The 20,613-nt window shown below is 60.8% G+C and carries 15 protein-coding genes; 8 read left to right on the forward strand and 7 right to left on the reverse strand.

The window, feature by feature from the left end; all coding sequences use genetic code 11:
- Window positions 1–91 precede the first annotated feature (91 nt).
- A complete protein-coding gene (locus GNX18_RS13775; protein WP_166218823.1) occupies window positions 92–3,106 on the forward strand; it encodes a S8 family serine peptidase in 3,015 nt (1,004 codons plus the stop codon).
- 87 nt (window positions 3,107–3,193) lie between these two features.
- Here the strand turns inward: GNX18_RS13775 and rimO are convergent, their stop codons facing one another.
- Complete coding sequence (gene rimO / locus GNX18_RS13780) at window positions 3,194–4,564, reverse strand: 30S ribosomal protein S12 methylthiotransferase RimO (protein WP_138236711.1); 1,371 nt, start codon at window positions 4,562–4,564, stop codon at window positions 3,194–3,196.
- A 185-nt stretch (window positions 4,565–4,749) separates the two neighbouring features.
- Here rimO and GNX18_RS13785 point away from each other — a divergent pair, with 185 nt between their 5' ends.
- Window positions 4,750–5,973, forward strand: a complete 1,224-nt coding sequence (locus GNX18_RS13785; RefSeq protein WP_166218825.1) for a class I SAM-dependent rRNA methyltransferase — start codon at window positions 4,750–4,752, stop codon at window positions 5,971–5,973.
- A 12-nt stretch (window positions 5,974–5,985) separates the two neighbouring features.
- Here the strand turns inward: GNX18_RS13785 and GNX18_RS13790 are convergent, their stop codons facing one another.
- Window positions 5,986–6,417 (reverse strand): DUF1330 domain-containing protein, encoded by a 432-nt coding sequence (locus GNX18_RS13790; RefSeq protein WP_205827923.1) that lies wholly within the window; start codon window positions 6,415–6,417, stop codon window positions 5,986–5,988.
- A 231-nt stretch (window positions 6,418–6,648) separates the two neighbouring features.
- On the opposite strand from GNX18_RS13790, the gene GNX18_RS13795 reads away from it, so the two are divergent.
- Window positions 6,649–7,125: a GNAT family N-acetyltransferase gene (locus GNX18_RS13795; RefSeq protein WP_166218827.1), complete on the forward strand. Its 477-nt coding sequence runs from the start codon at window positions 6,649–6,651 to the stop codon at window positions 7,123–7,125.
- Window positions 7,126–7,241: 116 nt separating this feature from the next.
- On the opposite strand, the gene gyrB is transcribed toward GNX18_RS13795, so the two are convergent.
- The 4 genes from gyrB to dnaA form a co-directional block, all read right to left on the reverse strand.
- The gene (gene gyrB / locus GNX18_RS13800) at window positions 7,242–9,662 is read right to left on the reverse strand and encodes a DNA topoisomerase (ATP-hydrolyzing) subunit B (RefSeq protein WP_166218829.1); all 2,421 of its coding nucleotides are present in this window, start codon (window positions 9,660–9,662) and stop codon (window positions 7,242–7,244) included.
- Between the two features lie 134 nt (window positions 9,663–9,796).
- Complete coding sequence (recF, locus tag GNX18_RS13805) at window positions 9,797–10,903, reverse strand: DNA replication/repair protein RecF (RefSeq protein WP_240914014.1); 1,107 nt, start codon at window positions 10,901–10,903, stop codon at window positions 9,797–9,799.
- A 137-nt stretch (window positions 10,904–11,040) separates the two neighbouring features.
- Window positions 11,041–12,150 (reverse strand): DNA polymerase III subunit beta, encoded by a 1,110-nt coding sequence (dnaN, locus tag GNX18_RS13810; protein ID WP_138236715.1) that lies wholly within the window; start codon window positions 12,148–12,150, stop codon window positions 11,041–11,043.
- Window positions 12,151–12,194: 44 nt separating this feature from the next.
- Window positions 12,195–13,886: a chromosomal replication initiator protein DnaA gene (gene dnaA / locus GNX18_RS13815; RefSeq protein WP_166218831.1), complete on the reverse strand. Its 1,692-nt coding sequence runs from the start codon at window positions 13,884–13,886 to the stop codon at window positions 12,195–12,197.
- Between the two features lie 691 nt (window positions 13,887–14,577).
- Here dnaA and rpmH point away from each other — a divergent pair.
- The 5 genes from rpmH (at window position 14,578) to mnmE (ending at window position 18,782) form a co-directional block, all read left to right on the forward strand.
- Window positions 14,578–14,712, forward strand: a complete 135-nt coding sequence (gene rpmH / locus GNX18_RS13820) for a 50S ribosomal protein L34 (RefSeq protein WP_105102590.1) — start codon at window positions 14,578–14,580, stop codon at window positions 14,710–14,712.
- A gap of 45 nt (window positions 14,713–14,757) precedes the next feature.
- Window positions 14,758–15,264, forward strand: coding sequence for a ribonuclease P protein component (rnpA, locus tag GNX18_RS13825; RefSeq protein WP_138236717.1), 507 nt, complete (start codon window positions 14,758–14,760; stop codon window positions 15,262–15,264).
- Window positions 15,261–15,527: a membrane protein insertion efficiency factor YidD gene (gene yidD / locus GNX18_RS13830; protein WP_138236718.1), complete on the forward strand. Its 267-nt coding sequence runs from the start codon at window positions 15,261–15,263 to the stop codon at window positions 15,525–15,527. Before rnpA ends, yidD begins: the two co-directional genes overlap by 4 nt.
- Before the next feature lie 7 nt (window positions 15,528–15,534).
- A complete protein-coding gene (yidC, locus tag GNX18_RS13835) occupies window positions 15,535–17,187 on the forward strand; it encodes a membrane protein insertase YidC (RefSeq protein ID WP_138236719.1) in 1,653 nt (550 codons plus the stop codon).
- A 221-nt stretch (window positions 17,188–17,408) separates the two neighbouring features.
- Window positions 17,409–18,782 carry a tRNA uridine-5-carboxymethylaminomethyl(34) synthesis GTPase MnmE gene (gene mnmE, locus GNX18_RS13840; protein WP_166218833.1) on the forward strand — a complete coding sequence of 458 codons (1,374 nt, stop codon included), beginning with the start codon at window positions 17,409–17,411 and terminating at the stop codon, window positions 18,780–18,782.
- 29 nt (window positions 18,783–18,811) lie between these two features.
- On the opposite strand, the gene GNX18_RS13845 is transcribed toward mnmE, so the two are convergent.
- A complete protein-coding gene (locus GNX18_RS13845) occupies window positions 18,812–19,987 on the reverse strand; it encodes an MFS transporter (RefSeq protein ID WP_166218835.1) in 1,176 nt (391 codons plus the stop codon).
- Window positions 19,988–20,613 lie beyond the last annotated feature (626 nt).

Here is a 20,613-nt window from a genome sequence, read left to right on the forward strand (position 1 = left end):
AGATCTTTTCCGTTATCCATCGGAACGGCCTGTACCCAGCCGCCAAAAGCGGTATGGCTGCAGGTTTTTTTATTTTTACGGGGCATATTCAATGAAATTGTTTTCCGCACCGAAATTGTTCGGGGGGCTACTCGCCGGCCTGTTGTTATCCACAACCAGTGTCGCCGATGAGCGCACCGATCTGCCGGCACCGGCAGAGGGCAAACGCAAAACCTACGTTGTTCAACTCGCCGACAAGCCGCTGATCGCCTACGAGGGCGGCATTGCCGGGCTGGCAGCCACCAAACCGCAGATGTCCACGGCCGGCAAGTCGCGCCGGCTGGATTTCAACGACAACAATATCCGCAACTACGCCGCACACCTGGCGAAGCAACGCAGCGAGGCGCTGCAGGCGATTCCCGGTGCACGCAAGGTACACGAATACCAAGTCGCATTTAACGGCTTCGCCGCGCAGATGACCGCCAAACAGGCGCAGGCGCTGCGCAACCGCAAGGACGTGCTGGGCGTATGGGAGGACCGGCTGCTGAAGCCGCAAACCAATTCCACCTATCGCTATCTCGGTCTCGATCACCTCCCCGGACCCTGGTTGCTCGGTGCCACCGGCGAGGATGTCGTGATTGGCGTGATCGATTCCGGTATCCACCCTGAGCACCCCAGCCTCGAGGACACCCGCACGCCGAAGCGCGGCCACCTGGGCCGGCCGATTCTGTACGGACCCGCACCGGAACACTTCACCGGAAGCGGCTGTGAATTTGGCAACAGCGCATTCAATCCCGCGGATATGCCGTTTGACTGCAACAACAAGCTCTTGAAGGCGCAGGCGTTTTCCGCCGGCTTCCTCGCCGCCAACGAACTGGCGGACTACGAGTTTCTGTCGGCGCGGGATGCCGACGGCCACGGCACCCACACCGCCACCACCGCGGCGGGCAACTTCGGTGTGGAAGGCGTTATGAATGGCGAGGCCACCGGCACCCTCAGCGGTGTCGCGCCGCGCGCGCGGGTGGCGGTATACAAGGTCTGCTGGGATGCACCCAACCCTGACGACAGCGGCTGTTTCTCGTCCGACTCCATGGCGGCCATCGACCAGGCCGTGGCCGACGGTGTGGATGTAATCAACTTCTCCGTGGGCGGCGCCAGCACCCAGTTCAACGGTCCGGATGATATCGCCTTCCTGTTTGCCGCCGACGCCGGTGTGTTTGTTGCTGTGTCCGCGGGCAACTCCGGCCCCGGTAACGGCACCATCGGCACGCCGTCGGGTGTGCCCTGGGTCACTTCCGTGGGCGCGGCGGAAGACAACGAGAGTTTCGGCACCGGCTTGGAAGTGAGCGCGCCGTCGGATCTCGCCGGAATCTTCGAGGGCCTGCAGGGTTCCGGTCCGGTGCAACTGGCGGATACCGGCGCCATCTCCGCCGACATCGTCAACGCGGAGCCACTGGACGCCTGTTCCCCGCTGACCAATGCCGACGCGCTTAACGGCAAGATTGCGCTGGTGGTGCGCGGGGTCTGCGCCTTCTCGATCAAGTACAACGAAGCCGCGGCCGCCGGTGCGCGCGCCATTGTGGTGTTCAATGACGGCACCGCGCCGGATCGCGTCGATCCCATCACCATGTCGGCGCCGGATACCACCATCCCCGGGGTAATGATCCGCCACCCGGACGGGTTGGCGCTGGCAAACGCGAGCGGTACCGCCGGTACGCTGAGCCCGGAAATCCAGGTGTCGCGCGATAACCGCATCGCCGGTTTCTCTTCCCGCGGCGCCAACGGCGGCGCACCAGACATCATCAAGCCGGATATCGCCGCCCCCGGTGTGGGCATTGTCGCGGGCATCTCTCCGGTGTTGTCCGGTGGTGAGATTTACGGCGCGCTGAGTGGTACGTCCATGGCCAGCCCGCACATCGCCGGCGTATTCGCCCTGTTGAAGCAGGCGCACCCGGAGTGGACACCGGCGATGGCGCGCTCCGCGCTGATGACCTCGGCGCGCCAGAACCTGAAAAAGTCCTTTGGCGATGAGGCCGCCGACCCGTTCGACATTGGCGCCGGTATGGTACAGCCCGCCAACGCCTTCTTCCCGGGACTGGTGTACGACGCCGGGCTGCTGGATTACTTTGCCTTCCTGTGCGGCGCGGAGAACCAGCCGCAGCTGATGGACCCGGCAGACTGTACTTACCTCGAGGAAAATGGCTTCTCCACCGATTCCTCCGACCTCAACCTGCCCTCCATCGGTATCGCCGAACTCGTGGGCAGCCAGACCGTCACCCGCCGGGTCACCAGTGTGGCCAAGGGTACTCAGTGGTACTGGGCGGAAGTCGATGCACCCCCGGGTGTGCGCGTGGAGGTTTCTCCGCGGCTTCTGCGCTTGAAGGAGGGGGAAGCGGCGAGTTTTGACGTGACGTTTACCGCCACGGCCAATGCGGCGCTCGGTGAATGGGCTTTCGGTTCCATCAGCTGGTCCCAGGGTCTGCGCCATGTGCGCAGCCCGATCGCGGTGCGCCCGGTACCCATTTCCGCACCCGCTGCTGTGGCTGGCAACGGCACGGACGGCAGTCTGCAGATCCCGCTGGTGTTCGGTTATGAGGGTGCCTACGCTGCAAGTATCCTCGGTCTCGCGCAAGGAACACCCTTCCCGAGCACAGTGGAAGATGGCCTCGACGACCTGATATTTGTGGAAATCCCCGAGGGCACAAGTTTCAGCCGTTTTGCTCTGTTTGACGCGGATACTGGTGCCGGGGACGGTTCCGACGATCTCGACCTTCAAGTGCTCGGGCCGGAGGCTGCGGGCTGGCCACTGGTGGGTAGTAGTGGCACACCCACCTCCGCGGAAAAGGTCGATCTGCACAACCCAGCAGCTGGACTGTATGCAGTGTTCGTGGTCGATTACGCCAGTGCGCCCGGTCCAACGCCGTTCACACTGTTTAACTTCAGCCTGGCGGACGATGCGGGTAATACCCTGCTGGAGGGTCCGGCTAGCGTAGATGTCGGTTACGCCGGCAATCTGAACCTGGAATGGCAAGGTCTCAGCAGCGGATCCCGCGCGCTGGGTATTGTCACCCATACCGATGGGGACACGGTCCTCGCCACCACCGAGGTAATGATCGACACCCAGTAAGCGAGCACTCGCTCACAAATAAGCCCGGGAGCCGCAAGGTTCCCGGGCTTTTTGTTTTTCAGCAGAAGTTAACGGTGGTAACGGGGCTTACAGCAGTTCCGCCCACAGATCGTACTCGTCCGCGTGGGTCACTTCCGCCCACACCTTGTCACCCGGGGCGAGGTTGGTTTCGCCATTCAGGTACACCATGCCGTCGATCTCCGGGGCGTCGGCCCAGGAGCGGCCGATAGCCCCCTCCTCGTCCACTTCATCGATCAACACCTCGATCTTGCGGCCGATTTTCTGCTGCAGGCGCGCGGCACTGATCTGCTGCTGGTGCGCCATAAAACGCTCCCAGCGCTCCTGCTTCACGTCTTCCGGTACGGCGCCTTCCAGTTCGTTGGCCGGCGCACCGTCCACGGCGGAGTATTTGAAGCAGCCGACGCGGTCTAACTGGGCCTCGGAGAGCCAGTCCAGCAGGTACTGGAAATCCTCTTCGGTCTCACCGGGGAAGCCGACAATAAAGGTGGAGCGGATGGTGAGCTCCGGGCAGATCTCGCGCCACTTTTTGATGCGCGCCAGGGTCTTGTCCTCAAATGCGGGGCGCTTCATCGCCTTCAGCACTTTAGGGCTGGCGTGCTGGAACGGGATGTCCAGGTACGGCAGCAGTTTGCCCTCCGCCATCAGCGGGATCACGTCATCCACATTGGGATACGGGTACACATAGTGCAGGCGCACCCACACGCCCATGGACGACAGCGCCTCGCACAGCTCCAGCATACGGGTCTTCACCGGGCGGCCATCCCAGAAATCCAGCTTGTATTTCAGGTCCACGCCGTAGGCACTGGTGTCCTGGGAGATCACCAGCAGTTCCTGCACACCGGCGTTGACCAGTCTCTCCGCCTCGCCCAGTACCTCGCCCACCGGGCGGCTCACCAGCTTGCCGCGCATGCTGGGGATGATGCAGAAGGAGCAGGAGTGATTGCAGCCCTCGGAAATTTTCAGGTACGCGTAGTGACGCGGGGTCAGCTTGATACCCTGCGGCGGTACCAGGTCGACGAACGGGTCGTGGTCGGCCTTGGGCGGAACCACTTCGTGCACCGCGTTGACCACCTGCTCGTACTGCTGCGGACCGGTGACCGACAACACACTCGGGTGCGCCTGGCGGATGGTATCTTCTTCCACGCCCATGCAGCCGGTAACGATCACCTTGCCGTTTTCGTGCAGGGCCTCGCCGATGGCGTCGAGAGATTCCTGCTTTGCGCTGTCGATAAAACCGCAGGTGTTCACCACCACCACGTCGGCATCTTCGTAGGAAGGAACGACTTCGTAGCCCTCCATGCGCAGCTGGGTGAGGATGCGCTCGGAGTCAACGGTCGCCTTGGGGCAACCGAGGGAGACAAATCCCACCTTGCCCGAACCGGATTTGCCCGGTTCCACCACGGTCGCACCAGTCACTGAATTGTCTGCACTGCTCATGAGTGTCCTCTGCCGGCGCCCGCGGGCGGCCGTCACCATTGATTAAAAAGCGGGCAATTCTAACGGGCCGCGGTCGCCTTGCATAGCGCGATGCTATGGTTACCGTCGCCTGTGTTATGACTCGGGCAGCATACACCCGGCCTTCGCGCAATTGGTGCTTGTGTTCCCCCGGCCGGATAACAACAATGGCGCCCCGCCTCAATCACCGGAGCCCTGCCGTGCAACAACTGATACTCAATCCCCGCGCCGAACGCCGTCTCAAGATGGGCCACCTGTGGATCTACAGCAACGAGGTGGACACCAAGCGCAGCCCGTTGAAGGGGCTGGAGCCCGGCGAGCAGTGTGAAATTCTCGACAGCAACGGCAAGAGTCTGGGATATGCGCTGGTTAACCCCAACCAGCTGATCTGCGGCCGCCTGGTGTCGCGCAGGGACCCGTTCAACAGCAAACAGTTGCAGCGCCGTCTGGAAAGCGCGCTGGCGCTGCGCGAACGCTACTTCCCCCATCCCAGCTACCGCATGGTGTACGGCGATTCCGACGGTCTGCCCGGCCTTGTAGTGGACCGTTTTGGCGACTACCTAGTCGTGCAGGTCAGCAGCTGGGGGATGGAAAAGCTGCTCGGCGACATCGTCGACGCACTGGTCTCCCTGGTGAAACCCAAGGGCATCCTGCTGCGCAACGACCACCAGGGCCGCAAGGTAGAAGAGCTGCCGGAAGTGTGCGAGGTGGCCCACGGCGAAGTGCCGCAACTGGTGCCCTTTGAGGAGAACGGCGTCGCGCTGCTGGCGCCGGTGTACCAGGGCCAGAAAACCGGCTGGTTCTACGACCACCGCGACAACCGCGCGCGCCTGAACCAATGGGTAAAGGGACTGAATGTGCTCGACCTCTTCTCCTACGCCGGCGGCTGGGGTGTGCAAGCGCTCGCTCACGGCGCAGCGCAAGTAACCTGTGTGGACGCTTCCGGCCAGGCACTGGACTGGTGCGAGGAGAATGCGGCCCTGAACAACCGCAGGGACGATCTGGTCACCATACAGGGCAAGGCCATCGACGCGATGAAACAGCTGATCAACGAGGGCCAACGCTTTGACGCCATCGTGCTCGACCCACCCGCGTTCATCAAGCGTCGCAAAGACCAGAAGTCCGGCGAGGCCGCCTACCGGCACATCAATGAGCTGGCGCTGCGCCTGCTGGAAAAGAACGGACTGCTGGTGAGCGCTTCCTGTTCCATGCACCTGGAGTCCGACACGCTGCTGGAGATTCTGCGCGGCGCCGGCCGGCATCTCGACAAAAATATCAGCATCATCGGCAGCGGCGGCCAGGGCGCCGACCACCCGGTGCACCCGGCGATCCCGGAAACCCGCTATCTCAAGGCGCACTTTGTGCACCTCGCGGCGGGCAGTAATTACTGATTTGGGGCCCTGTTACTTCAGCGCTCGCGGATTCATCGGCAGCAGACGGGAATCCGCGAGCGCAGCGGTTCGGTGTCCCAACACCGCCTGGTATTCGCCATCCTCAATAAAGGCGAGAAACGCCTCCCGCGAGGGGTACCGCACCAACGTCGCCAGATCCCACTGCTCCTGTTCCGGGCCGATCAGGAATGCACCTCCCTCTCCCAGAAACACCACCTCACCACCACGGCGGGCCACGATTGCTCCGGTGCGCGCCATGTACTTTCGGTAGGCGGCCTGGCCGCTGATAGGCTCCCCCGGGGCTAATGACGGCGTATGTGCATAATCGGCATGAGCGCGGAATCTCAGCAGGTTCAGCATCACTACCTCACCGCGGGCCGGACTGGCGCGCAGCGCCTCCATGACTCCGGTGTTCGGATGTAGGCAAGCCTGTGTGTTTCTCACGGGTTGTACCGCTTGGTGATTGCCGGTCATCAACTCTGCTCCTATTGCGTTGCTGTTATTCCTGCTAATTGAGGCCTTGGATAGTCACATGGGTTGCGCCATCCTCGCCATAACCTCCGATTTCGTGCCGGATAGCGAAGTCTGCGGGTGAGTGCCGTTTGGGAGCCACTGGCCGGCAAACTAGGATTCGGTATCCGCAAATAATTCGAAGTATCTGCTTTCGGAGTACTTATGCTGAGACCGCTACAGGAATCCGATGTCGAACGCCTTTCGCAGCTTTGGCTGCATCTGGCCTGCTGCGCGCACCCCAGTCTGCCCATCAGCTTTTGGTCCGCACCGGCACGTCAGTTGCGGCGGCGATTGGCGGCGCAGTGTCGTCACCGGTTGCTGCACGGTGACCCCTCAGACATCAGCCACTGGGTCTATGCCCGCACGGGGAAGGATTTGGCCGACGGCCTGGTTACAATCACCGATAACATGCTGGTCGAGACCATATTCGTGTCTCCGACCAAGCAGCGGCACGGTGTTGGCAGCGAGCTGATGGCCCAGGCCAAGTTTGGGCGGCCGCAGCTGGAGGCGAAGGTACTGGAGGAAAATCTGCGCGGTCGCTATTTCCTGCAGCAGCATGGCTTCGTGGAAACGGCGCGGCATTTCAATCAAAGTGCCAATCAGGATGAGATCTGGATGAGCTGCCGGGTCGCAGCCTGACGCCTGGGCGGCGGTTGCCTCCGGAATTGTCCGCCCCGCGGGTATTCGACCGCCACAAAAAAGCCCGCGCGGCCTTACGGCCCAGCGGGCTTTTCTGCACGGGGAAGTTCGCGGTTTTACACGTCGAGGTTTTCCACCGCCAGCGCGTTGCTCTCGATGAATTCCCGGCGCGGCTCCACCTGGTCGCCCATCAGGGTGGTGAAGATCTGGTCGGCGGCAATGGCGTCTTCCACCGTCACCTGTAGCATGCGACGGGTTTCCGGGTTCATGGTGGTTTCCCACAGTTGCTCCGGATTCATCTCGCCCAGCCCTTTGTAGCGCTGGATACTGTAACCGCGACGGCTCTCATTCATCAGCCATGTCAGGGCATCCGGGAAACTGGTTACCGGCTGCTGCTTGTCGCCGCGCTGGATATAAGCCCCCTCTTCCAACAGCCCCTGGAGCTTCTCGCCCAGCTGGCAGATGGCGCGGTATTCCGCAGAATCAAAGAAATCGTGACTGACGGTGTAGCGACTGCTGACGCCGTGGGCAACCACATCCACCGTAGGCAGGTAGAGATTGCGCTCGCTGTCCTGCAACACCGATACCTGGTGGCGGCGGCCACCGCCCTCGCCCTGCTGCTCCAGAAGCTCCTGCAGCTGTACTGTCCACTGCTCAATGGCTTCGCGGGATTGCAGTGCATCCGCCTTGAGACTCGGCAGGTACACCATGCTCTTCAGTACTTCCTGCGGATACAGGCGCGACAGGCGCTCGATGGTAGCCATTACCGCGCGGTATTCCTTCACCAGAGACTCCAGTGCGGTGCCGGAAAGACCAGGCGCCTCTGGATTGACGAACAGGGTAGCGCTTTCCAGCGCGGCGTTGGTGAGGAACTGGGTCAGCGCCGCCTCGTCTTTCAGGTATTGTTCCTGCTTGCCTTTGCCGATCTTGTACAGCGGTGGCTGGGCGATGTAGATGTGCCCGCGCTCGATCAGTTCCGGCATTTGGCGGAAGAAGAAGGTAAGCAGCAGGGTGCGGATATGCGCACCGTCCACGTCGGCGTCGGTCATGATGATGATGGAGTGGTAGCGCAGCTTGTCCGGGTTGAACTCGCTCTTGCCGATGCCACAGCCGAGTGCGGTGATCAGCGTGCCTACCTCTGCACTGGACAGCATCTTGTCGAAACGCGCCTTTTCCACGTTCAGGATCTTGCCCTTCAGTGGCAGGATTGCCTGGGTGCGGCGGTCGCGCCCCTGTTTGGCGGAGCCGCCGGCGGAGTCACCCTCCACCAGATATAGTTCAGACAGCGCCGGATCCTTCTGCTGACAGTCCGCCAGCTTGCCGGGCAGGCCGGCGATATCCAGTGCGCCCTTGCGGCGGGTCATTTCGCGCGCCTTGCGCGCCGCTTCGCGCGCCCGCGCTGCGTCGATCATTTTGCCCACTACTGCCTTGGCGTCCTGCGGGTTCTCCAGCAGGTAATCGCTGAACGACTGCCCCATCTCCTGTTCCACCGCCGGTTTCACCTCGGAGGAGACCAGCTTGTCCTTGGTCTGGGAGGAGAATTTCGGGTCCGGTACCTTCACGGAGATGATTGCGGTAAGCCCCTCGCGCGCGTCGTCACCGGTGGTGGCCACTTTGTCTTTTTTGCCCACCCCTTCCTTCTCGATATAGGTATTGAGACCGCGGGTGAGCGCCGCGCGGAAGCCCGCGAGATGGGTGCCACCATCGCGCTGGGGAATATTGTTGGTATAGCAGTAGATGTTCTCCTGAAAGGAGTCGTTCCACTGCAGCGCCACCTCTACTGCGATGCCATCTTCGCGTTGGTTCTGGAAGTGCAGCACCTTGTTGATCGGCGTCTTGTTCTGATTCAGGAACTCGACGAAGGCGCGCAGGCCACCCTCGTACTCGTAGACCTCTTCTTTGCCGCTGCGCTCATCCTTCAGCACGATGCGCACACCGGAGTTAAGGAACGAGAGCTCCCGCAGGCGTTTGGCCAGTTGCTCGAAGTGAAACTCGATGTTACTGAAGGTGGCCGGAGACGGTTTGAAGTGCACGGTGGTGCCGGTGCCCTCGGTGTCCCCGATCACTTTCAGGGGTTCATCCGGCACGCCGTGGCGGTAGATTTGCTCGTGGATTTTGCCACCGCGGCGGATGGTCAACTTCAGTTCCTCGGACAGCGCGTTCACCACGGACACGCCCACACCGTGCAGACCGCCGGATACCTTGTAGGTGTTGTCATCGAACTTACCGCCGGCGTGAAGCACGGTCATGATCACCTCGGCCGCGGAGATGCCCTCCTCCGCGTGAATTTCCGTGGGAATGCCGCGGCCGTTATCGGACACGCTCACAGACTCGTCGGGGTGAATAATCACGCGAATTTCGTCGCAGTGACCGGCCAGCGCCTCGTCAATCGAGTTGTCGACGACTTCGAAAACCATGTGGTGAAGGCCGGTGCCGTCGTCGGTATCGCCGATATACATTCCCGGGCGCTTGCGCACCGCATCCAGGCCTTTGAGTACCTTGATGCTACTGGAATCGTAGTTATTCTCTTGCGACATTCTGTTGCTCCATTAACGCCGGCACACTGGCCTGGCCTATCATTTTCAAACGTTTGTCCATGTATTCATCCGCCCTGCACATGCCCGGGTCGGTCGTCTTCGGTACCCAGTTTCCCGACCAAAGAAATATGTCATCAATCCGCACCCAGCGCAGCTGCAGTCACCCGGCCATGTTCCACGTGGAACATTCTCGGTTCACACCAGGGTGGAGGTAGAGACTGCCATGGGCGTGCGGTCACGCTCCCTTCAATTCCGGTAACCAGGACCTGGCTGGCGCAGTCGCCTACCCAGCGTGCGAACAGCCGTTGGTTGTCCTCATCCAGCTCCGACGGCAGATCATCCACCAGAAATACCGGCTTCTCGCGCGCAGACACCGTCGCCGCCATCGCGGTTCTCAGTGCGCAAACCGCCATTTTTTGTTGCCCGCGTGACAACACCGCGTGCGCAGGCTGGCCGTGGAGAGTGAAACGGAGGTCCGCCCGATGCGGCCCAACCCGAGTGAAACCCTGCCCCAGATCCCCTTCCAGCGACTCCACCAAAGACTCCCGCAGGCTGGTGCCCTTCTTCCATCCACTGCGATAGTGAAGCTCCAGTGGGGCAAACACGTCTTGTGGGAGATCTCGCAAGCGCTCGTGAAAAAGTACGCGCAACTGAGTAAACACACTGCGTCTGAGTGTATCCACAACCTCACCACTACGAACCAGTTGTTGATCCCAGGGTGCGAGTAAATTTGCGTCGATTTTACCACGTCGGAGCAGTGCATTGCGCTGCTTCAGCGCCGATTGATACACCTTCCAGTGGTTAGCAAAAGAATGTTCCACGTGGAACACTGTCCAATCCAGCAACTGCCGGCGAACACCGGGACCACCATCCAGCGCAGAGAAACTTTCGCTATTGATCACCTGCAGAGGCAGGCACGCCGCCAGCTGCGAGCTGCTCTCAGCGGGTGCCTGATTGATGCGGATGCGCCCCTGTCCATCGCGCCGCTTCTCGACACCCAGCGACACTCCATTGGCCAGACGACCGAATACCGCCAGGGACTCTTGCTCGTAGCGGATGACCGACTGACTTTGGCGGGAGCGAAAGGAGCGGCCGCTGGCAAGCATGTGCACCGCCTCCAACAGGGAGGTTTTCCCACTGCCGTTGCCACCGCAGAACAGGTTTACCGCCGGTGCCAACGGCAGATCCGCGGAAGCAATATTCCGGAAATTGCTCAATACCAGGCGGTTCAGGTTCGACACGGAAAACCTCCACCACCAGAAAACACCCCACAGCCGATACGAAAAAACCGCCAGCTCTGTGAACTGGCGGTTTCGCGGAAGTGGGCGAATGTACGGGGGTCCATCAATTCACTGTACCCGTCATAACGATCCGGAAATCAGAGACGCATGGGCATGATCACATACAGGGAATCGCCCTCTTCCGGCTGCTGCAACAGCGCGCTGCTGTTGGCGTCGCCGAGACCGATACGGATCTGCTCACTGTGGATCGCACCAGTCACATCCAGCAAATAACCCACATTAAAACCAATCTCCAGCGGGCTGCCGTGGTAGTCCACCATCAGCTGCTCCTCCGCCTCCTCCTGCTCGGGGTTGTTCGCCACAATCTGCAGCAGCCCGTCGGACAACTGCAGACGCACGCCGCGGTACTTTTCGTTGGAAAGAATTGCCGCGCGCTGGAACGCCTGGCGCAGCGCCATGCGGTCAGCAAATACCTCGTTGCCGGTACTGCGCGGCAGCACCCGCTCATAATCCGGGAACTTGCCGTCCACCAGCTTGGAAGTAAAGGTAAAGGGCCCACTGTGTACGCGGATATGATTGTTGCCGAGCACCACCTCAGCGCTGGCATCGGTATCTTCCAGCAGACGTGCCAGCTCCAGGACGCCCTTGCGCGGCACGATAGCCTGAATCGGTGCCTCCACATTCAGGCCCGGGGCATCGCGGTCGCAAAGTGCCAAGCGGTGGCCGTCGGTGGCCACTGCGCGCAGCTGCTGCGGACGGCACTCCAGCAACAGGCCGTTCAGGTAGTAGCGCACGTCCTGCTGGGCCATGGCGAAGCTGGTGGCCTCGATCAGGCGGCGGATTTCGCGCTGGGAGATGCTGAAGCGGCTCTGCGCGGAGGTCTCGTCCTGATTGGGGAAATCGCTCGCCGGCAGCGTGGACAGCTGGAAGCGGCTGCGGCCACTGCGCAGCACCAGGCGCTCGCCGTCGCGCTCGAACTTCAGTTCGGCGCCGTCCGGCAGGGAGCGACAGATATCCAACAGCTTGCGCGCGGGTACCGTGACTTCGCCTTCCATTTCTGCCGGCTCGTCCAGCGGCAACCGGCCAACGATCTCGACTTCCAGATCGGTACCGGTGAGCGACAGTTCCTGGCCCTGCAGCTGCAGCAGCACATTGGCCAGCACCGGCAGGGTCTGGCGCTTCTCTACTACACCGGCCACCAGCTGCAGCGGTTTCAACAGGGCATCACGGCTTACACTGAATTTCATATTTATTGCCTTGATCTCAATTTCGTTGTTCTGGTTTTCCCAAATCAGGTGGTCAGGGACCGGGTCAACAGGCGCACATCTTCGCGGATATCGCCGTCCGACTCCTGCAATTCGCGGATCTTCCTGCAGGCATGCAGCACTGTGGTGTGGTCGCGCCCGCCAAAGGCATCACCGATTTCCGGCAGGCTGTGGTTGGTCAGCTCTTTGGCCAGTGCCATCGCAACCTGGCGCGGGCGCGCCACGGAGCGGCTGCGGCGCTTGGAGAGCAGGTCCGCCACTTTGATCTTGTAATACTCCGCCACCACCCGCTGGATATTGTCGATGCTCACCAGGCGGTCCTGCAGTGCCAGCAGATCCTTCAACGCTTCGCGCACCAGAATATCGTCGATGGCGCGACCGGTGAACTGGGCGTTGGCAATTACCCGGCGCAGCGCGCCTTCGAGTTCGCGCACATTGGAGCGGATGCGCTGGGCAATAAAGAACGCGGAATCGTGGGGCAGATCCACCCCAACCTGCTCCGCCTTCTTCATCAGAATCGCCACTCGGGTCTCCAGTTCCGGCGGCTCTACGGCCACCGTGAGCCCCCAGCCAAAGCGCGACTTGAGGCGCTCCTCTAGTCCGTCAATTTCCTTGGGATAGCGGTCGCAGGTAAGGATGATCTGTTGCCCCCCCTCCAACAGCGCGTTGAAGGTATGGAAAAACTCCTCCTGGGAGCGCTCCTTGCCGGCAAAGAACTGGATGTCGTCAATCAGCAGCGCGTCCACCGAGCGATAATAGCGCTTGAAGTCGCTGATGGCGTTCAGCTGCAGCGCCTTCACCATATCCGCCACAAAGCGCTCGGAGTGCAGATACACCACCTTGGCGTTGGGATTGCGATCCACCAGGGCGTTGCCCACGGCGTGCATCAAGTGCGTCTTGCCGAGCCCCACGCCGCCATAGATAAACAGTGGATTGTAAGCGCCACCGGGGTTATCGGCGATCTGCTGGGCCGCCGCCAGACCAAGCTGGTTGGATTTACCCTCCACGAACGAGGCGAAGGTAAATCCGCGATTGAGCGAGCTGCCATGCTTAATGGCGCCTTCAACTTCCACCTTGCGCTGTCCACCCGCTGCGGGCGGCGCCGGAGCCACGGGTTCACCACCCCCGTGAAGATCCGCCGGCAGCCTCTCCGCCGCGGTCAATGCTTCAACCCCCGCCTCTTCGGCGGCAAAACTATTGTGTGCCTCCGCCGGCATACGCGCGCCCCGTCGTGGGGACATTGAAGACGGCGCAGAATCCATCCTGGAGCCGTGAAAATGACCCGAGGAGAAACCTCTGCCACCGTCGCGTTCCCGATAGCCGCCGGGCTCCACACCACCACCAAAGGCGGGCACGGCGCTCTCCCCATTGACCGACGCAGCAGCCGCATAGCCGCCGCGGGAGGAGGTATAAGCCGGTTGTGCAGGTACAGTCTCGGACGCGGCAAAACTGCGCCGGAAACGCGAGGTACGACGATCCAACGACACCACTTCTACCTGAAGAGCACGGCCGGAATACTGCTGCGCCAGTTCGCGGATGCGGTCGAGAAACTTGTCACTCACCCAGTTGAGGATAAAACGGTTGGGCGCCACCAGGCGCAGCTCCCCCTCGGAACTGTCGTCGCTGACGCGCAGTGGCCGAATCCAGGTACTGAACTGCTGCGACGGCAGTTCATCCTGCAAACAAGCAGCGCACTGCCTCCAAACGGAATCAGACAAGAAACCCCCCAAAATATGGATCGAGATGCGACTGCGCCCGAAATAACCTGCAGCCTGAAACCAGGCTTGCCCTCGGGGAACCCACCTGCGGCCGCAGAACCAGCCCACGAAAGCCGGCGGGCAACACCTCAAAAGAAGGGCGACAGTATATCGGTTGCCCCCCGGGTTATCCACAAATAATCCGAAAAACCCACGGCAACAGAGTGGAGAAAGCCCAGCAATATCAATAGCTTGAACACAAATTGAACGATAAGACAACACATACCGAAAAATTTATCCACAGGTGATTGTGAATATCTTGGGGTCAAGCGGTGCACTCTCCAGAATACCCGAAGCAATACAATGGCTTGCGCAACAGAGCGCTGCATTCGCAACAGATCCGCGCAATTACCGCAACCATATATAAGGAAGGACGCGCCCCGATGTGTCTATTCCCGACACGTGTGTGCATGCGCGGATTTTCCCCAATGGAATACATCCTGTGCATTGCTTTGGCTGGCTTCTTTCTATACAATCCGCCGCCTTCGCAGCGCATAGCCCGCTTCGAAGTTGGCCCCGGGAAATGTCGAGCAATTCCCTAAGCCACGCCGCGACGAGGGGCTATAGCAGCCGCACAGAAACAGCCGTAAGCGGCCCAGATTTTAAAACCTCCAGGACCAGACTCCCGGACATAACTCCAGGTAGTAACAACATGAAACGTACATTTCAGCCCAGCAATCTGAAGCGCAAACGCACTCACGGTTTCCGTGCCCGTATGGCCACCAAGAATGGTCGCAAGGTACTGGCCCGTCGCCGCGCCAAAGGCCGCAAGGTTCTGTGCGCCTGAGTTTGCCGCTTCGCGAGCAACCTTACAGATCGCATCTGAATCATCATGCAGTGCCCACGCAGCGACTTCGCGTTTGCCAAGCCGCTGCGGCTGCTCAATGCGGCGCAGTATCGCGCCGTTTTTGATTCCGCACCTGTCCGTGCGGCGCAACCCCAGTTCCTGATCCTCGCCCGTCCCAACGATCTCGGCCACCCGCGGCTGGGTCTCGTCATTGCCAAAAAACACGTCCGCAACGCCACCGACCGCAATCGCATCAAGCGCATAGCCCGCGAGACTTTTCGCCTGCAGCAGCACCAGCTGTTTCCCCTGGATGCGGTGGTACTGGCGCGCGCCGGTGCCGGCGAGCTGGACAAGGACGCCCTGGCAAAGATCTTCAACAAACTGTGGCGCAAGCTGGATCAGCGCGCGCGCAATCCGCAGCCGGACCAGGGCACTCAAGCGCGGCCATCTCGCGCACCGCGCGGCAAGGGGCGCAAGCGCCCGGCGAAACAGGATGCCGGCACTCCAGCCCCGGCGCAGAAGCCCGTCCCGGATTCGGGGAGCAGCTCGTGACCTGGCTGGCAATCCGCCTGATCCATCTCTATCGGCTCGTCGCCAGTCCATGGGTCGGCAACCAGTGCCGTTTCTACCCCACCTGCTCGCACTATGCGGAAAAGGCATTTGAAACCCACGGATTCGGCAAAGGGGGTTATTTAACCCTGCGCCGCCTTATAAAATGCCACCCCTGGCATCCCGGCGGCCTGGATCACGTCCCTCCGGCGGCACCACCCTCAGAAACTTCGGCGGTACAACAAACACCGTCGCAACAAGGCTAACGAAATAATGGATTGGCAACGCTATACTCTGGTCGGCGGCATCGCCGCAGTCCTCCTGGCACTCGTTTACCAGTGGAACGCTTTCAAAGAGCAGCACACCCCTGCTCTCGATCAGAAAACGGTGGTGCACCACCAGGCCGGAGACGCCGCCCCGCTGCCGGGCCAACCAGCCGGTGACAGCGGTGAGCTGCCGGAGGAAGGCGCAGTCCCGGAAGTGGGCGCCAGCGCACAGCCGAAGCTGATTACCGTCAACACAGATACCCTGAGCCTGCTGATTGACCCCAACGGGGGCGATATCGTCAAGGTTGCTCTGCGCAAGTACTACGAGAAAATCAACACACCGGACCGTCCGCTGATCCTGTTGAACCAGACCCGCAGCCACACGTACATTTCCAAAAGCGGCCTGGTAGGCGGCCAGGGCAACTGCTCTGCGGGTCGCCCGCTGTTTGAAAGCGACGCTAATGAGTACGCTCTGCAGGAAGGTAAAGACACCCTGACCGTGGATCTGAAGCAAACCCAGGGCGGTATCGGCTTTACCAAGCGCTTTACCTTCACCCGCGGAAACTACCTGATCAACGTGTCCTACCTGGTGGACAACGGCCGCAACAAGCCGCTACTGGCCGGTATCTGTGGCGAAATCATCCGCGACAGCCTGGAACCACCGGTGGATGTGGGTATCGGTGTATCCCCCTTCCTGGGCGCGGCGCTGCACACCAGCGAAGAAAATTATTTCAAACAGGACTTTGAAGACATCGCCAAGAATCCCACCACTGAAAGCATTCAGGGCGGCTGGGTAGCCATGGTGCAGCACTACTTCCTGAGTGCCTGGATTCCGAATCAGGAAGAGCGCAACACCTTCAACCTTCGCCCCATCGGCAACGGCCTTTACAGCTTGGGGTTCACCAGCCCGCAGCTGCGTATTGAGCCCGGCCAGCAAGGGGCGATTGAAGCCTCATTCTATGTGGGGCCGAAAGATGTGTTTACCCTGGAGAAAATCTCCCCCTACCTGGATCTGACGGTGGACTATGGCTGGCTGTGGTGGCTGGCGAAACCGATGTTCCGGGTGCTGAACTGGATCCACGAACACATTGTGGAGAACTGGGGCTGGTCTATCATCCTGCTCACGGTGTTCATTAAGGCGCTGCTGTTCCCGCTGTCTGCGGCTGGCCTGCGCTCTATGGCGCGTATGCGCAAGTTCGCGCCGCAAATGAAGAAGCTGCAGGAGCAGTACAAGGACAACCGCCAGAAGCTGGCGGAAGAGACCATGAAGCTGTACCGCCGGGAGAAGATCAATCCGGTCGGTGGCTGTCTGCCCATCCTGCTGCAGATGCCGGTGTTTATCGGCCTGTACTGGATGCTGATGGAAACGGTTGAGCTGCGCCACGCACCCTGGATTCTGTGGATCCACGACCTGTCGGTGAAGGACCCCTACTTTATCCTGCCGGTGGTTATGGGGGCGACCATGTGGTTGATGCAGAAACTGAGCCCGCAACCCACCGATCCGACCCAGGCGCGAATCATGCAGCTGATGCCGGTGATGATGACGTTCTTCTTCCTGTGGTTCCCGGCCGGCCTGGTGCTGTACTGGATTGCGAACAACCTGATCTCGATCGCCCAGACCTGGTTTATCAACCGGCAGGTTGAGGCGGCGGGCAAGTAAGGGGGGTTGAACCCGGTGCCGGGCGGCAAAGAACCGGGTGCACGGTTTTGAAACCGCTGTGAATACATCCGTGTACGCTGCGTCGCAAACATTCCTGTTTGCGACGCTTTCAAAACCGTGCACCCGCCACTTCGCCTTCGCATCAACCTTTAGAACTTCGCATCATTCAGGGCCGCACATCGCGGCCCTTCGTCCATCTGACAATTGGATAAACTCAGAACATGTCCCAGCAAAGTCTCAACAAAGACACCATTGCCGCCGTCGCCACCCCACCCGGCCGCGGAGGGATTGGCGTGATTCGGCTATCCGGTCCGAGGGCGCGGGAAATCGGTGAGCGGCTGGCCGGCAAGACGTTCAAACCGCGCTTTGCCCACTACTGCGATTTCACTCACGACGAGCAGTTGCTGGATCAGGGGTTGGCGCTGTTTTTTCCCGGTCCGAACTCGTTTACCGGCGAAGACGTGGTAGAGCTGCAGGGGCACGGTGGTCCGGTAATTCTGGATACCCTGCTGTCGGCGCTGCTGAAAATGGGGGCACGCCAGGCGCGACCGGGGGAGTTTTCCGAGCGGGCTTTTCTCAACGACAAGCTGGATCTGGCGCAGGCGGAAGCCATCGCGGACCTGATCGACGCCGGGAGCGCTCAGGCGGCGCAGAATGCGCTGCGCTCGCTGCAAGGGGTTTTCTCCCAAAAAATCGAAGATTTAGCCGAAAAACTAACGCATTTGCGTATCTATGTCGAAGCGTCGATTGATTTTCCGGAAGAAGAAATCGACTTTCTTGCCGATGGCCGGGTTGCCGCAGATATCGAGGCGCTGCTGGCACAACTGGACGCGGTTGAGGCGCAGGCGCGCCAGGGAACCATCATGCGCGAGGGGATGCAGGTGGCAATTGCCGGCAAGCCGAACGCGGGCAAGTCCAGCCTGCTGAATGCGCTGGCCGGCAAGGACACCGCGATCGTCACCGACATCGCCGGCACCACTCGCGATGTACTGCGGGAGCACATCCATATTGACGGTATGCCGTTGCACATTGCCGACACCGCGGGTCTGCGCGAATCGCCGGATCAGGTAGAGCAGATCGGCATGCAGCGCGCCTGGGAGGAAATCCGCAGAGCAGATCGGGTGCTGCTGGTGGTGGATGCGGCAGAACTGCACAGCCTGGACCCGGACGCCGCCTGGCCGGAGTTCACCCGCCAGCTGCCGGACCCGGAAAAGCTCACCCTGGTGGCCAACAAGATCGACCTCACCGAATACACGCCGGGGCTGCAGGCGCACAGTGACGGGGTGCCCGTGGTGGCCATCAGCGCCAAGACGTCCGCGGGTATCGAGGCATTGCAGCAGCACCTGAAGCAATGCATGGGGTATCGCGCCGGTAATGAAGGGACGTTCAGCGCGCGCCGCCGCCATCTGGACGCTCTGGCGCGCGCGCGCGCTTTCATCGTGCAGGGGGAAGCACAGCTGCGCGCGAGTGGTGCCGGCGAACTGCTGGCCGAAGACCTGCGACAGGCCCAGCAGGCGCTGGGGGAAATCACCGGGGCTATGACCGCGGATGAGCTGTTGGGCAAAATCTTTGGCAGCTTTTGCATCGGTAAGTAATTCCAGCGAAAACGCGCGGCCGCACGGCACTACGCCGCGATTTTTCGATCCCGCGCGGACATGGCGCCGAAGATCGCCATCAGCAGGGTAACTCCCACCCCCGCCAACAGTGGCAGATCCCAACCCTCCCCCCACTCGTGCAGGCTCCCCCACAACGCGGGTCCACACGCCGCGAGCAGGTAGCCGAGAAACTGCGCCATGCCGGAAAGCGCCGCCGCCTGCACCGGGCTGTGGGTTCGAAATGCCATGAACATGATTGCCAGCAGAAAGCAGCCGGTGGAGCCGAAGCCAAACAGTGCAACCCACGCCACCGCCCATGCCGGAAACAAGATCAACCCCAGCAGCGACGCCCCCATGAACAGCGCCATGACCACCGCCACCGGCTTCTGATTGCGAACGCGCGCCATCAGCGGTCCCAAAAACAACCCGGGCAACGCCGAGGCCAATTGCATCTCGCCGTGCAGGGTGCCGGCCACCGCCGCAGAAAATCCCGCATCGCCGAGAATTTCCGGCAGCCAGCTCGCCATGGAATAGAACATCAATGAGTTGAAACCGAGGTACAGGGTGATCTGCCACGCCAGTGGTGAACACCACAGGCGTCCGCCGCTGCGCTCCGCGGGTCCGCTGGCGGTGGCGGATGGCGCGCGCAATCTCCAAATGGCAAGCGCACACAGCGGAAACAGTACTACGGCTGCGAGCCCGACCTGCCAGCCGAACTGGAGCGACAGCGGCACCACGGATACCGACACCAACGCCCCCACCACGCTCATCGCAATGCCGCTGAGGCTGGTCGCAGGCGCCACACGCGCCGGAAAATCCGCTTTGATCAGGCTGGGCAGAAGCACATTGCCAACCGCGATGCCGATACCGATCACCCCGGTTCCCAAAAACAACAAGGAAATACTGCCCGCGGAGCGCAGCAGAATACCGCAGGCAATCACCAGCAGAGCAACGGAAATGACGCTGTTGAGGCCCCAGCGGCGCGCCAGTTTTGCGGCAAACAGAGATCCCAGGCTGAACATCAGCAGCGGCAGTGTGACCAACAGCCCGGCGGTAGACGATCTCAGCCCCAGATCCGACTGCAGCATCCCCAGCACCGGTCCCACACCGGTTACCGGTGCCCTAAGGCACCCCGCCATTAGAAACAGAGCGGTAAACAGAACCCAGCTTCTGGTTTGCGGCACACCGCCATTGACTGTCGACATCGCTTGTCCCCGGCAGATCGCTGAGACGGACTGTGGCACCACGCCAGCTCCGACACAAACAAAAGAAAGGCAATAAAGTCACAAAATGCCATTGGGCGCGCATTCTACCCGCTGCGCCGGCAAACTCTAACCACCCAGAAAGTAGCCCTTGCCGCCCGGCGAACAGGTCAGGTACCGCACAGCTCCAGATAAACGGCCACAGGACTCCCCCATCAAGCACACAAGAGTTGCGCACATTCACGCACAGGGTTATCCACATCTCAGGTTGGCTAACATCACTCCCACAGCAAATTACCCCAGCAATTCACAGAATCATGCACAGGGAGATCTGGAATCGTGGGCAAAACGATGGCCTGTGGACCAATGACGGGAAAACTGGCGGGTAAACTGCAGGAGAAAAAGGGGATAACTCTGGCTGCGGCGACAGGGGGCGAAAGTTATCCCGTCCGTCCACAGCGCCCTACCGCACTTGCCCCTGTGTAAAAGCAGGGGTTCAGGCCCTGCTTATCATCGACGCAAGTGATTGAAAAATATAATTTTTTTATACTTATACCGAAAAAGCCTGCCTCTAATAACAACATCAAATACAAAACATACATATACATAGGTATGTATAAGTTAATTCA

Source organism: Microbulbifer sp. SH-1, from assembly GCF_011326135.1.
Classification (GTDB): domain Bacteria; phylum Pseudomonadota; class Gammaproteobacteria; order Pseudomonadales; family Cellvibrionaceae; genus Microbulbifer; species Microbulbifer harenosus.

Bases quoted from the DNA above. Each gene is read 5' to 3' on its own strand.
- dnaN (WP_138236715.1), bottom strand. From the start codon at position 12,150: ATGAAATTCAGTGTAAGCCGTGATGCCCTGTTGAAACCGCTGCAGCTG.
- GNX18_RS13845 (WP_166218835.1), bottom strand. From the start codon at position 19,987: ATGTCGACAGTCAATGGCGGTGTGCCGCAAACCAGAAGCTGGGTTCTG.
- rpmH (WP_105102590.1), top strand. From the start codon at position 14,578: ATGAAACGTACATTTCAGCCCAGCAATCTGAAGCGCAAACGCACTCAC.
- gyrB (WP_166218829.1), bottom strand. From the start codon at position 9,662: ATGTCGCAAGAGAATAACTACGATTCCAGTAGCATCAAGGTACTCAAA.
- rimO (WP_138236711.1), bottom strand. From the start codon at position 4,564: ATGAGCAGTGCAGACAATTCAGTGACTGGTGCGACCGTGGTGGAACCG.
- mnmE (WP_166218833.1), top strand. From the start codon at position 17,409: ATGTCCCAGCAAAGTCTCAACAAAGACACCATTGCCGCCGTCGCCACC.
- GNX18_RS13775 (WP_166218823.1), top strand. From the start codon at position 92: ATGAAATTGTTTTCCGCACCGAAATTGTTCGGGGGGCTACTCGCCGGC.
- GNX18_RS13795 (WP_166218827.1), top strand. From the start codon at position 6,649: ATGCTGAGACCGCTACAGGAATCCGATGTCGAACGCCTTTCGCAGCTT.
- yidC (WP_138236719.1), top strand. From the start codon at position 15,535: ATGGATTGGCAACGCTATACTCTGGTCGGCGGCATCGCCGCAGTCCTC.
- rnpA (WP_138236717.1), top strand. From the start codon at position 14,758: ATGCAGTGCCCACGCAGCGACTTCGCGTTTGCCAAGCCGCTGCGGCTG.
- GNX18_RS13785 (WP_166218825.1), top strand. From the start codon at position 4,750: ATGGCGCCCCGCCTCAATCACCGGAGCCCTGCCGTGCAACAACTGATA.